This window comes from Psychrobacter okhotskensis (assembly GCF_965638355.1).
In the GTDB taxonomy this organism is placed as follows: Bacteria; Pseudomonadota; Gammaproteobacteria; order Pseudomonadales; family Moraxellaceae; genus Psychrobacter; species Psychrobacter okhotskensis.
In genome coordinates this window covers 2,479,879-2,493,102 of the sequence record NZ_OZ281822.1, presented here as the reverse complement: position 1 = coordinate 2,493,102, position 13,224 = coordinate 2,479,879, and the positions used below count along the sequence as shown (strand labels likewise).

Below are 13,224 nucleotides of genomic sequence, written 5' to 3'. Positions count from 1 at the left end.
AGTATACATAAGTAGTGTTATAAGATAATCATAGGTTGCTTTGATGACCAAACTAAACTATGATGTAACCAACTTAATACAATTAATATAAATACTTATAAAATCAATAATGTATCAAGCCAATTTGACATCCTAATTGTCTTGTCTCTATGTGTTTTTCAAAAGTTAGTATGGTTGTCTTAGCTAAATTTACCTGATAATAGGGAGAAGCTGATTGTCAACAGTCAATAGTTCAACAAATCCAGTCACGACAGACCTCTGCCAACTTGTGTATTTGAGCCGCATTACGTCGACTGGTCTATCAAATGCCAGTACACTGAACGATATCGCAGAAGTCGCCAGCAAGCGTAACAAAACTGATAATATTACGGGTATTCTTTGCTACGGCAATGGTTATTTTTTACAGTGCGTAGAAGGTAGCGAACAAGCATTAACCAATCTCAAAAATCGCTTAGTAATGGACGATAGACATAAAGATCTAAACATTTTAGATTTTTCTGCGCTAGCAGAACGTCGTTTCGCTGGTTGGTCATTGCGCTCTATCACTCTTGAACGTTGGATGATTAAAGAGCCTAAGCTTAAAAGGTTTATGCCATTCAAGCCCTATGAGTGGAACACTGACGAATGGACGGAGTTTTTAGATATCTTGCAAGGTTACTATGAACAGCAGGTCAGAACAGGCGAGATCGACAGTCAGCCGATCCAATACAGCACCTTAGGTTTAACGCTAGGTAAAGTCGTTGGTCAGCACCAAGCCTTTTTCTTAATTCAGACGGTATTGGGTGCACTCATTATATTGGCACTTCTTTGGTTTGTGTTATCAGACAAGATTTTTTAGCTTGCCATAATTTTTAAGATATTATGGATAGACAGCTTATAAAAAAAGCCAGCTAAGATTGCTGGCTTTTTTGCGATAAAAATTTGATAAGGCACTTTTTTATCAGAAGATCAGCGCTCAAAATAGATAATCAAACAATTAATAAGTGGCTAGTCAGTGATACCGTATCCATGCCCGTCTATATTTGAGAGTGGAGTGGGTTGTAAGCTGGCAGCGTTAGTAGTGTAGTCATCTGAAATATTAAGAGAATATACAGAGATAAAAAAAGTCCAGTCACAATAGAATGTGACCGGACTTTTTGATGGTACGCTTATTAGTCTTATCTTATGCTTTACAGCAAAAGTGCTAATCAGTGACGCCAAATAGTGGCGTCCCCAGGGGGATTCGAACCCCCGTTACCGCCGTGAAAGGGCGGTGTCCTAGGCCTCTAGACGATGGGGACTAGTAACAACGCTTCAGCTGCTTTCACCATTTATGCTGAAGTGGTGCGTATTTTAATGGCGTCTGCGTTTGCTGTCAAGCCTTTTTCTTCGTCTTTTTAATATTAAGTATCTTTTTTTGAGTGCACGACTTGGATGTAGGTCATTACTCTTTAAATGGTGGCGAATCCATAAAGATGTGCAGCCACTAATGGTTAAGGCGAGCAGCATATAACCGATGATGGTGCCCCATAATTTAAGCTGTGGATCCATAATAAAGTCCCTCTTATTAAGCCTTAACAGCAGGGGCATTATCGATATCAATAACCTCAGCTATCAGGGCAGTGTGAGCGACTTAAACCATCTATAGGATATAAAGGTGTTGTTTGAGAGCAAAATAGTGGCAAGTAAGTGAGCTATTAATTCCTTTTAACAGCGCTACATGACATTGGCCCAAGTAGCCACCTTACTTATCATGGTATCAATCATATCCTTATTGATTGTGAAATCAAGATGTCAAAGTCATCAAGGTGTTGCAAAATTACTATCGTCAACTTTAGCAAACGATCAGTTATTACTGTAAAAATAACCTTTTATTGCGCGTCGTTATCTGTTAACTCTACTTTGCTTTGTTCGGTATGTAAAGCATTAGACAACATAGGATAGTGGTTAAGGATATGACAAAACAGCTCGGCTGTTTTTTGGGTATCATATAAGGCTGAATGGGCGTCTTTACCATCGAAGTCAAGACCTGCAGCCTTACAGGCGCGTGCCAATACTGTCTGACCGAAAGCAAGCGCGGCGAGGGTTACGGTATCAAAGACGGAAAAGTTATGGAAAGGGTTGTGGCTTTTAATGTTAGTACGTAGCACCGCTGCATTTAAAAACCCCAAGTCAAAGTGGGCGTTATGACCGACCAACACGCATTGACGGCAGTCTTCAGCGCGGCGCACTTCTTTTAAACCCTTAAAAATGCGGCGTAGTGCCGTTTTCTCATCTTCTGCAATGGCTTTCCGCATTGGGTTATTGGGGTCAATACCCGTAAAGGCGAGGGCACTTGGTTCTAAATTGGCACCTTCAAAAGGCTCAATATGGGCATTAAAAGCGTCACCGGGATAAAATACACCGTGCTCATTCAGCAAAATCGGAATACAAGCTATCTCTAATAAAGCATCGGTCTGCGAGTTAAAACCCGCGGTTTCGACATCGACCACGACAGGCATAAACTTACGAAAACGGTCTCTTAGACTCATCGGTGTTTGGGTGTCATTATCTGGCACCACTTTACTGTCGGTGTTGTTAGCGTCGACGCTACTAGTATCAATGTTATTAACGTTATCAGTGTTATCAGTGTTATCAGTCGCTAAGTCACTATTTGGATGACTATTAGCGACGTTATTTGATGGGTCGTCTGCAGGCAAGGTCGCATCGGTTTGAGTGGTCATATTAAGTTAAATCGCTTTTATCAGTCGTGCAGTGGTATTGAATTAAAAAATGAAATCAAGAACAAACTAAAATATCAGCCACACCGCTTGCCACAAGGGTATCACTGATACTTTAGAATAAACTAGGGTCTGTTAGCATTGAGCAAGCGTTACACTTTAAGAGACCAAGGCAACGTCTCACCAGCCATAAGCGGTGTCAGTGAGCTACCGTCAAAGTATGGGTAGTCTGCGGGTACTTGCATAGGTGTTTTGATGAGGGTAATTGTGCTGTCATTAACAGGCAGCCCATAGAACTGGGCACCGAAACGACTGGCAAAGCCTTCAAGTTTGTCTATTTTGCCCACACTATCAAAAGCGGTGGCATATAACGGTAGCGCAGTAGCGGCACTATAACAACCGGCACAGCCACACGCAGCCTCTTTTTTATCTGTGGCATGCGGAGCAGAATCAGTGCCTAAGAAAAATTTCGGATTGCCACTGGTAGCAACATCCAACAATACTCTTTGATGGCTTTCACGCTTTAAGATAGGCAAGCAATAAAAGTGCGGTTTGATGCCACCGACCAATAGATGGTTGCGGTTAAACATCAAATGCTGCGGCGTAATGGTAGCAGCGATATGGTTGCCTTGCGCCAAGACAAAGTCAGCGGCATCACTGGTGGTAATATGCTCTACCACAATCTTTAGTGTTGGGAATTTAACGATAATTTGTGCCAGTACCTCATCTAAAAAACGTTTTTCGCGATCAAAAATATCCACATGGTCTTGCGTCACTTCACCATGTAATAGCAGTGGTAGGTTGTGTTTTTCTAACGCTTCAAAGACATCTACGCAGGCGTTGATATCAGTGACACCATCCGCAGAGTTGGTGGTAGCACCAGCAGGGTAGAGCTTGACTGCTTGGACGATACCCGACTGTGCTGCCATTTCGATATCTTGTGCTGTCGTTCTGTCCGTTAAGTATAACGTCATACGCGGGTCAAATGCGGCTTGGCGCTCAGCAGATAAGTCACTGGCTTGTAGCTGCTGCATAATCCGTGCGCGATAGGCACGCGCATCGTCAACATTTTTGACAGGCGGCACTAGATTTGGCATACAAATAACACGGTTAAAGCTACTGGCTGCATGCGGTACAGTAGTAGCTAAGGCGCTGTCATCACGAAGGTGAATATGCCAATCATCTGGCTGAAGGATGGTCAATTCTGTAATCGAATCAGTCATAGTGTCGTCGCGCTCTATATCGTCGTATTGGGGAATAATAGGGAATGATACTGTGTGGCTATAATAACAGATTTGTCAGTGCGACTAAATACGTGACGAGATAAGCGGCAAAATGTCTTTGCAGCATTCATGGGTTATTGTTCTTATCATCATAAGTGTGTATTTTTGGACAAATAATGCAGAGGGATGACAGAGGCATTGACAGCAAAAGCTAGTACCTTGTGGCAGTTACACTTTTGCCAAAAGTAAATATGATGTACACTGAGCAAGCAATATATCTTTTATTGATTTTATCCCATCATTCGCATTTTTACGTCTTATTAAATGTATTCGACAATAAATTCTCATAATAGGAGTTATTCATGGCTCAGCTTGATCCAAAAAATATTAATAAAATCGTACTGGCCTATTCAGGTGGTCTTGACACCTCAATCATCGCGAAGTGGCTACAAGTAACCTATGATGCCGAAGTGATTACCTTTACCGCTGATATCGGTCAGGGCGAAGAGGTGGAGCCGGCGCGTGCCAAAGCTAAAGCCATGGGTATCAAACATATCCATATCGAAGACTTGCGTGAAGAGTTCGCTCGTGATTACGTATTCCCAATGTTCCGTGCCAATGCCATTTATGAAGGCGAGTATCTGCTAGGTACTTCTATTGCGCGTCCACTCATTGCCAAGCGCTTGGTTGAAATCGCTAAAGAACATAACGCTGATGCCATCAGTCATGGCGCGACTGGTAAAGGTAACGACCAAGTACGTTTTGAGCTAGGTGCTGTTGCCTTGTCACCAGATGTGGTGACAATCGCACCTTGGCGTGAATGGGATTTATCGAGTCGTGAGAGCTTGATGGAATATGCCAAAGAGCATGATATTGCGATTGATTATGCGGGCAATAAGAAAAAATCTCCGTACTCAATGGATGCCAACTTGCTGCATATCTCTTATGAGGGCGGTATCCTAGAAGATCCGTATGCCGAAGCAGAAGACGACATGTGGCGCTGGTCAGTTAGCCCAGAACAAGCCCCTGACGAAGCACAGTATTTAGAGCTAGAATATGAGAAAGGCGACATCGTTGCGATTGATGGCGAAGCGCTCAAGCCTTATGAAGTAATGATTAAGCTCAACGAGATTGGTGGTAAGCATGGTATCGGTCGTTTAGATATCGTCGAAAATCGTTATGTCGGTATGAAGTCACGCGGCTGCTACGAGACGCCAGCGGGTACGATTATGCTAAAAGCGCATCGCGGTATTGAGTCGCTAACGCTAGACCGTGAAGCGGCACACCTAAAAGATGAGCTAATGCCTCGTTATGCCAAGACTATCTATAATGGTTACTGGTTTAGCCCTGAGCGTATGATGCTACAGGCATTAATTGACAAGTCACAAGAATATGTCAACGGCACCGTACGTGTGAAGCTGTATAAAGGCGCTGTGAGCGTCGTCGGTCGTAAGTCTGATGATTCATTGTTCGATGAAAAAATTGCCACTTTTGAAGATGATGCTGGTGCTTATGATCAAAAAGACGCAGAAGGTTTCATTCGTTTGAATGGCTTACGTCTAGCAATTGAAGCCAGCCGTGGTCGTGATTTATCAAAATAATACCAAACGCCAAAAAGACGATTAGCTGTGTCAAAATCGCTTAACCTACAATGCGTAGTATTTGCACTCTTTTTCCTTACTACTCTAATTTTTGTGCATGGTATAAGCTTTCTAGCTATTTATCGTTAGATAATAGTTAATTGAGCTGATAAATCACAAAAAAAGCAGAGACCTATATTGATAGTGTCTCTGCTTTTTTATGGATGATAGTGATTGGTGAAACTGTATCGCCAAAATACTCTAAAAACGCGACGGTATTGCTGATATCTATTCAGTTTTCGCTTTTTCTGTGCCACCAGCTGCTTCATCATCTACCATGACAATGGCCACATCTTGCTGCTGACGTTCCTCGCTGCGTTCTTGCGCTAAGACCTCTTCGGTTGCTGGAACGGCACCGTTAGATTTTTGCGTTTGGTATTTTAAAGTAGCCAGCGCCCCAAGCACACCAATGACTACAATAATGATAAGAATCACTGGGTTTTTCCAAAGTGGTGTGGCCGCATCATATTCAATCGGTTTTTCACTGGTAGTGGCCGGTGTATTGTCATTGTTCCCACCGATCAACCCTAAGCTAACCAGCGGCGGTTTTGGCGGGGTAGCAGGTTCCGAGGTAATACGTAGCCGATTACGTTGTAAATATATTTCTGAAATCTTGGCCAACTGCAATAGCCAGCGCTGATGCGGTAAGGTAACGGCAGTCATTTCTGCAAACATCAATAAATCATTGTGTCCACCTTGCTGAATGTTTTCAGTAGAGCGGCCAATCGCCTTTAAGTAATTGCCAGTAGCCAGCTGCATATCTTGTGCCGGCTCATAATTATCAGCTTTAAAATTATTCAGTTTGTACCAATAAGGATCGAAAGGTGGTGGCGTACTTAAGAGTTGCTCTGCATCTAACAACTCACATTCTGCACCATCTTCCGATACTATTTCTGTAGCGTCTGAAGACAAAGTGCTGCTTTTGTTATTATCAGTGTCGGCTAAGGTCGTAGGCATTATCTGGGTCTGGTCGGCGGCGAATCGATCTATCGACAAAAACTGTGGCTGCAATGCAAACCATTTATTAATTTCATCATTATCAAGCTGACTGTATTCCGCTAAAATAGCCAGCTCGCGCAGCACAATCACGCATAGCGATGTCAGTAAAATCTGCACTTGTGGCGTCGTAGCATCAATGCGGTTTGCAATGTACTCACTGGCCTTTATCACGCGAGCACTATCGTTAAATATGGCGTCTGCAGCATCGTGGCGATGGTATAACGTCGCACTGATGGTCGCAAAATTCATCGAGTTGTATTGCCTAAGCTCTTTGACAGCACTGCGTCCAAACAGCTTTTTGCTAACGACTTGACCTTGATAGCGCTGCTGATAAGCGAGAAGGGCACTAATAATGGCCTGCAAACTGCAATCAATTGCCAAGCGCGCTTGCGGCAAAGAAAGCTTGGCGGCATCAGCCAATAATGACACCATCGGCTGGGTATCTTGATATAGAAAATCATACATCGACACACGTGTCGGTGAAATAGTCGTCATAATCTGCTAGCATCAAAAAGTGTGCCCCTATATTACGGTGCCAAAAGCCTTGATACAATCCCTTAATAATAGAAAATCTCAATCATTTTGCTAATAATACTCCAAATGACAGCCGGAAGACCGCTATGACCAATAACGCAGACCTTGCTCCAAATACAGATATCGCTACGACGTTACTGATTAATATCGCTCAGCAGACCTTGACGGTATATCAGCAGAATAAAGAGCTCGCTCAATACTTAGTTTCTACCGCCAAAAATGGCATTGGCAGCCAACAAGACAGTGGCTGTACGCCGCTCGGCAAGCATGTTATCGCAGAAAAAATAGGCAGTAGCGCACCTCGTAATGCTGTGTTTGTCGGTCGTGTGCCTACAGGGGAAGTATATAGTGCCGACTTTGGGGCTCTACATCCTGAGCGTGATTGGATATTGAGCCGTATTTTATGGTTAAGCGGCGTTGAGGAAGGGGTTAATAAAGGTCGCAATAGCCAAGGTGGCTGCGATACTTATCAGCGTTATATTTATATTCATGGCACACCAGACAGCGAACCGATGGGCGCGCCTTACTCACATGGCTGCGTGCGTATGCGCAACCAAGATATTATCGAGTTGTTTGAACAAGTCGAAGAGGGCACACCCGTCACGATTGTAGCGAGTGAGAAAGACATCTTATAAACCCTTCAATGGTACTGTATTAATAAACAATGAAACCTAAAAAGATAGCCATAATGCATTGAGCTGTCTTTTCTAAGCGTTCATGTCGATATAAATATGTCTACCTAATGGTGACTACCAAAATATATCGTTATCTTTAACGTTAGCCAAGCGTTTATGATGGCGATTATAGTCATCACTTAGCCTAGCAGCAAACCAACCGGCGCCATACAAAGCATTGGTATCCACTGTGGATTTTTGCTGATAACGCTGTTGGTATTGATTATGATCTAGGTATCGCCCCAGTGCTTTTTGCGCTTTGATCAGACGTTTTAACCCGCGTTTATTTTTCTTTTTAGCCCCCTTTTTACGCAATAACGGCGTGGCAAATTCACTGATATAACGTGAGTTTTTTAGCTGATGGCGTAATTTATGCTGGGCTTGTTGCTTATCGTTGCTATATGAATCATAGCTTTTTAAATCATGGCTTTCTAAATCAGAGCCTTCTAAGTCAGAGCTATCTGGTTCAGCATTATTGATATCATCAAGATTTTGTATAGCTTTGAGCATTTTTTTATGCTGTTTGCTAAGTACTTTTACTATTTTATCACGGGCAAGCTTATCAGCTTTGGGCTCAAGGTTTGGGTCACTCATGGTAAAAGCTATTAGCTCGAGCAAAGTCAGCTGAAAGTCATTGGCTCGTACTGCATCGATAGGGTTAATCTTGACCGTATTCATATCTGTAGACCAATCAACCACAGGCGCGCCATGCTCTTGTAATTTCGGCTCGATATGGCTGGCAAGATAAGCAACCTCTTGATAATCAGCCAATAAGTTGGCGGTTTGTTTCAGTATCAGCGGCCAATCCGGGTTGATCTCATCAGAGAAGCTTGCAAAGGCTTTCAGCGTAGTAAGCAGGCGATGAATACCGATACGCAATTGTAGAACATGCGCATCATCTGTGCTGCCAGCGACGATAGCACTGCTGTTTGGCAGTATTTGTAGCAGACAGTTATGGACTGCCGCACGGACAAAGGCGGGCATGCTGCCGTCTTTTTTAACCATTAGCTGACTAAGATTAGCGCTAACTGCTGGGCTATGGGGCTGTCCTTGGATAAGTAGACCACCGCGCTCCGCTTTCGTCACGGTAGACAAGCAGAGTTTATAACGCTGACACCAGCTTTTTGCGGTGATAAATAAAAAATCTAAATCTCCTGAGATTAGCTCAAATTCGATCTCTTGAATGGCCTCTCGATGATTATCATCATTACCATGAATGATTTCGCCATAATCGTACGCCATCTCGATCATATTGTCGCCTTGCTCACTATCCTCTTCTACCAGCAAGCGCGTGGTACGCCGTACATCAGTGACATACTGACGATTAAGCTGCTGAGCCAGTTTTTTGAGGTTAAATACCGCCAATGCTGGTGCAATTGGCGTGCCCTGATAAATCGTTAAATCTGGCATGAGCTCATGCTTGTCGAGCATTGCTTGTACCTGCTCATTATTCAATACGGCATTGTGCTCTAAGCGCGCCGCAATACCATCACCACCTGCTTTGATGGTCTGTACCCAAGCATCGCCTTCTTTACGAATACGCAGACCAATACCCGCTTGCGCCAGTTGCTGATCAGGGGTATCAAAATAATGTGCGGCCAGTTGCAGTACTTGTGACGATTTGACTTGAGCTTGACGCATTAGACTTTTTAACCGTGCCTCCGGTACCAAAAATTTCAGCTCTATTTCTTGCATCGTATATTCCTAGTTGTTTGATAATTATAATCAACTTAATAACATCGTATGAAAGCTATCTCATAATCACAAGTGAAATTTTGACTGTTTGCGTGCGTTTTATCGCTAACAATATACTTTTGGCAAATAATCATTATAATCAGGGCAAGGAATTAAACAAAAGTAAGATAAAAATGGAGTTGCAGCGATGAAAACGAGATTAAAGAAGACAAGGGCTTTTTCTGTCAGGCAAACCTTTAAACCAAACACGTCAGCATCGGATTACAGTGATTCTATCTACAAAACTGCTAACTGGCTTAAAGTATGTAGCGTTATAGCCTTGACTACTATTGTCGCTAGTGGCTGCAGTCCACAAAATGAGGAGTATGAATCAGAACAGAGTAGCGCTGAGACTGAATATGTGACGACGGAACAAGCGGTTGAAGAGATAACAGATCAGGGTGCTGATATATCAGATACCAATAATAAAGACTCGCCTAAGTTACAAGTAGAAAACCTATCCAATGATAGTGAGCAGACCCTTAATAGCCAAGCGGCTGATATCAAAATAGCAGGGAAGACATTACTGATTACGGCGGCAGCTGACTTCAAAGTAGAGGATGTGGTTGAGAGCAGTAGCGCTATTGAGAATCTGACCTATCAGCAAAGCGGTTATGTGGCATCAAGTCATATTAGCAATCGGGAGCGTGATAGTCGTGGTTTTGTGCAAGGGGATAAAAATGTTGTTTTGACGACTTATTATCGACAAGCTGAGATGACCGTACGTATCCCTAGACAAAACGTGAACAAGTTCCTAAAACAAGTGCAGCAGCAAGTGGCTTTTTTGAATGAACAGGAATTCTCGGCTCAAGATGTCACTTTGGATATATATCGCGAGCAACTGGCAAGTAAGCTCAATAGTGATATGGCAAAGGATCTCAGTCAAGAGCGGCTTAATAGCAAAAATGACAAAGATCAAACCAGTAATGTCGATACGATCACCGCCACCTATGCTGCGCGGCAACAGCAGGAATATGCGCAGTTAGAGCAAATGAATATTACGGATAGAGTGAAATACAGTACGATCAACCTAACCTTTACACAACCAGATATCAGTTATAAAGAAACGACGCAGAATATAGATCTGCTGATAGAGGCTGAACGCCCAAGCTTTAGCGCACAAGTGAGTCAGGCATTCAAACAAGGTTGGGAGATGTTAAGAGAAGTCGCTATTACTTTGATTAGACTGTGGTGGCTTGTCGTACTGCTAGCAGTATTTTATGGGGTCTATAGACTCATAAAAATGCTGTATCGCAAATTTCGTAGAAGTACTAGGCGTATGAACCACGCCAAGCTCAACGCAAAACGTAGGTCTGAGATAAAAACCAAGGGCAATAGTCATATTGATGACCGCCATTCTAATGACTGAAGCATTTTGTCTATTGGACGCTAATTTTTAAATATTTTTCAATGCAATCAGTTTGTGATGGCATTTTTATAATTGAGTAGGGCGTGTCCTCACTTTTAGGTACTTTGTTCAGATTGAGGACACGTCCTAAATCTGCTCATAAAAAAGCCGCCCTACATAGTGTAGGGCGGCTTTTCTTGTAACCTTTACTTATAAAAAGTATTTATAAAGTGTCGGTGATTAGAACTGGTTCATCGTGTTCTTGCCGCCGCCAGCTTTAAGGGCATTGTCACCAGAGAAGATCTCTTTGTGGTCATCGCCAAGGTCAGAACCGGCCATTGCTTGGTGCTTAACACAAGCGATGCCTTCACGGATTTCTTTACGTTGTACGCCAGCTGCATAAGCAAGCATACCGTCTTCACCGAAATAGCCTTTAGCAAGCTCATGCACGCTAAGTGCCGTGGTGTGGTAAGTCGGTAGCGTGATTAAGTGATGGAATACACCCGCTTCACGTGATGCATCACGTTGGAAGTTTTTAGCAGCGATATCAGCTGCTTCATCAAGCTCAGTACCGTCATAATCAGCGCTCATCAAGTCATCTTTATTGTACTTAGAGATGTCTTTGCCTTCTTCTTCCCACTGAGCGATTACTTGTTTACGGAAGTTAAGCGTCCAGTTGAATGATGGGCTGTTGTTGTATACAAGCTTCGCTTTAGGCTGCTCTTCTTTGATACGATCAACCATCATTTTGATGTGTTCTACGTCTGGAGTCGGTGTTTCGATCCATAATAGGTCAGCACCATTTTCTAGAGCAGTAACACAGTCAAGGACAACGCGATCGATGTTCGTATCTTCACGGAACTGATATAGACCATTGGCTAGACGTACTGGACGAACTAATTTGCCGTTGTGCTTAAGCAAGCTGTCGTTTTCGTTGGCGTTCTCTAGCGTCACTTCTTCCATTTCGATGAAGTCGATGTATTTAGAAGCTAAATCGCCTGGCTCATTTGATACTGGGATTTTTTGCGTTAGTGATGCGCCTTCAGAGTCAGTACGAGCAACGATGATGCCGTCTTCAACACCAAGCTCTAAGAATGCATAACGAATCGCATTTAGTTTAGAGATGAAGTCTTCATGCGGTACAGTTACTTTACCCGCTTGGTGACCACATTGCTTAGCATCAGATACTTGGTTTTCAACCTGAATAGCACAAGCACCCGCTTCGATCATTTGCTTGGTTAGCAAGTAAGTCGCTTCTTCGTTACCGAAACCTGCATCGATGTCAGCAATGATTGGCACAACATGCGAATCAAAGTTTTCGATTTTTTCTAGGATAGCTGAGGTGTCTTGACCGGCTTCTTCTGCAGCGTTTAGCTCACGGAAATAATCGTTTAGTACTTTAGCATCGGCTTGGCGCAAGAAGGTGTAGATCTCTGCAATTAGCTTAGGTACAGAGGTTTTTTCGTGCATAGATTGGTCAGGAAGAGGACCAAACTCAGAGCGAAGGGCTGCAACCATCCAACCTGATAGGTAGATGTAAGTTTTTGACGTGGTACCAAAGTATTTTTTCTTAGCATACATGGTTTGCTGGGCAACAAAACCATGCCAAGCACCTAAAGACTGCGTGTACTGAGAAGTATCATTGTCATACTCTTTCATATCTTGACGCATGATTTTTGCAGTATACTTTGCAATATCCAAACCTGTTTTGAAGCGGTTTTGTGCCATCATACGTGCTGCATCGGTTTCGCTGATATTTTGCCAGTTACCGTGCTTTTGCTTTAATTCACGTACTAAATCGATCGCTGATTTATAAACAGTTGACATCTATAGTCTCCTTGGTGGGGTGTAAAAACGAGAAAAATTAAGTGATAAATTGATCACGACTGTCTGTTATTGAGAGATACAAAATAAGATTTTTATTAAGGTTCTCGACATCTAATAAATATAGACATAACGAAAAGGAATGAATGGTTATATCAGCTAAAAATAAATGTATATTGAACCCAGCCCTACTTACCCTAAACAAACCTATCTATAAACACAAGAGATTTGCTGAACTCAGCAGTTAACAAATTGTCTAATACATAGTGATAGCGTGACGCTCATTCAGTATGTTTTGTGTGCTACCTAAACAATTATAGCGCTGTGGTTTTATAATTGGCGATGAGAGGTGTTACAATAATCATTGAGGCAATCAGCTAAAAAATATCACTGGCAAAAAATTTATTTAAATCGATTGCTAGGCAGTTGATTAGGTTTTGCTATCGATACGGACCATTAAAATATTATGTTGGTCGGTAAGCTTATAATCAGCGTCTCAGCCTACGGTTTATTGTTTGCGTGACGGCTTGTCTGTGTCACTCACTATAA

General features: G+C 42.7%; 9 protein-coding genes and 1 tRNA gene. 4 read left to right on the top strand and 6 right to left on the bottom strand.

Features of this window, described 5'->3' with window-relative positions:
- The first annotated feature begins 268 nt into the window (after positions 1-268).
- Positions 269-838 (top strand): BLUF domain-containing protein, encoded by a 570-nt coding sequence (locus tag ACSUPM_RS10305; protein WP_227502375.1) that lies wholly within the window; start codon positions 269-271, stop codon positions 836-838.
- Between the two features lie 366 nt (positions 839-1,204).
- On the opposite strand, the gene ACSUPM_RS10300 is transcribed toward ACSUPM_RS10305, so the two are convergent.
- From ACSUPM_RS10300 to pyrC, 3 genes are all read right to left on the bottom strand, one after another.
- Positions 1,205-1,280, bottom strand: a tRNA-Glu gene (locus ACSUPM_RS10300).
- A gap of 570 nt (positions 1,281-1,850) precedes the next feature.
- Entirely contained in the window at positions 1,851-2,510 is a 660-nt protein-coding gene (gene rnt, locus ACSUPM_RS10295) for a ribonuclease T (RefSeq protein WP_201565776.1), read from the bottom strand.
- 341 nt (positions 2,511-2,851) lie between these two features.
- The gene (gene pyrC / locus ACSUPM_RS10290) at positions 2,852-3,922 is read right to left on the bottom strand and encodes a dihydroorotase (RefSeq protein WP_101212006.1); all 1,071 of its coding nucleotides are present in this window, start codon (positions 3,920-3,922) and stop codon (positions 2,852-2,854) included.
- 362 nt (positions 3,923-4,284) lie between these two features.
- Between pyrC and ACSUPM_RS10285 the strand changes: the two genes are divergently transcribed.
- A complete protein-coding gene (locus ACSUPM_RS10285) occupies positions 4,285-5,523 on the top strand; it encodes an argininosuccinate synthase (protein ID WP_025651358.1) in 1,239 nt (412 codons plus the stop codon).
- A gap of 267 nt (positions 5,524-5,790) precedes the next feature.
- Here ACSUPM_RS10285 and ACSUPM_RS10280 read toward each other — a convergent pair whose 3' ends face one another.
- A complete protein-coding gene (locus ACSUPM_RS10280) occupies positions 5,791-7,056 on the bottom strand; it encodes a hypothetical protein (protein WP_101212007.1) in 1,266 nt (421 codons plus the stop codon).
- A gap of 125 nt (positions 7,057-7,181) precedes the next feature.
- Between ACSUPM_RS10280 and ACSUPM_RS10275 the strand changes: the two genes are divergently transcribed.
- Positions 7,182-7,730: a L,D-transpeptidase gene (locus tag ACSUPM_RS10275; protein ID WP_025651360.1), complete on the top strand. Its 549-nt coding sequence runs from the start codon at positions 7,182-7,184 to the stop codon at positions 7,728-7,730.
- 114 nt (positions 7,731-7,844) lie between these two features.
- On the opposite strand, the gene ACSUPM_RS10270 is transcribed toward ACSUPM_RS10275, so the two are convergent.
- Complete coding sequence (locus ACSUPM_RS10270) at positions 7,845-9,464, bottom strand: CYTH and CHAD domain-containing protein (protein WP_201565770.1); 1,620 nt, start codon at positions 9,462-9,464, stop codon at positions 7,845-7,847.
- Positions 9,465-9,783: 319 nt separating this feature from the next.
- Between ACSUPM_RS10270 and ACSUPM_RS10265 the strand changes: the two genes are divergently transcribed.
- Positions 9,784-10,872 carry a DUF4349 domain-containing protein gene (locus ACSUPM_RS10265; protein ID WP_350588173.1) on the top strand — a complete coding sequence of 363 codons (1,089 nt, stop codon included), beginning with the start codon at positions 9,784-9,786 and terminating at the stop codon, positions 10,870-10,872.
- Between the two features lie 219 nt (positions 10,873-11,091).
- Here ACSUPM_RS10265 and ACSUPM_RS10260 read toward each other — a convergent pair whose 3' ends face one another.
- Positions 11,092-12,678, bottom strand: a complete 1,587-nt coding sequence (locus ACSUPM_RS10260) for an isocitrate lyase (protein WP_436879909.1) — start codon at positions 12,676-12,678, stop codon at positions 11,092-11,094.
- Between the last annotated feature and the right edge of the window lie 546 nt (positions 12,679-13,224).

Coding starts and splice junctions, on each gene's coding strand:
- rnt (WP_201565776.1), bottom strand. CDS start 2,510: ATGAGTCTAAGAGACCGTTTTCGTAAGTTTATGCCTGTCGTGGTCGAT.
- pyrC (WP_101212006.1), bottom strand. CDS start 3,922: ATGACTGATTCGATTACAGAATTGACCATCCTTCAGCCAGATGATTGG.
- ACSUPM_RS10285 (WP_025651358.1), top strand. CDS start 4,285: ATGGCTCAGCTTGATCCAAAAAATATTAATAAAATCGTACTGGCCTAT.
- ACSUPM_RS10280 (WP_101212007.1), bottom strand. CDS start 7,056: ATGACGACTATTTCACCGACACGTGTGTCGATGTATGATTTTCTATAT.
- ACSUPM_RS10275 (WP_025651360.1), top strand. CDS start 7,182: ATGACCAATAACGCAGACCTTGCTCCAAATACAGATATCGCTACGACG.
- ACSUPM_RS10270 (WP_201565770.1), bottom strand. CDS start 9,464: ATGCAAGAAATAGAGCTGAAATTTTTGGTACCGGAGGCACGGTTAAAA.
- ACSUPM_RS10260 (WP_436879909.1), bottom strand. CDS start 12,678: ATGTCAACTGTTTATAAATCAGCGATCGATTTAGTACGTGAATTAAAG.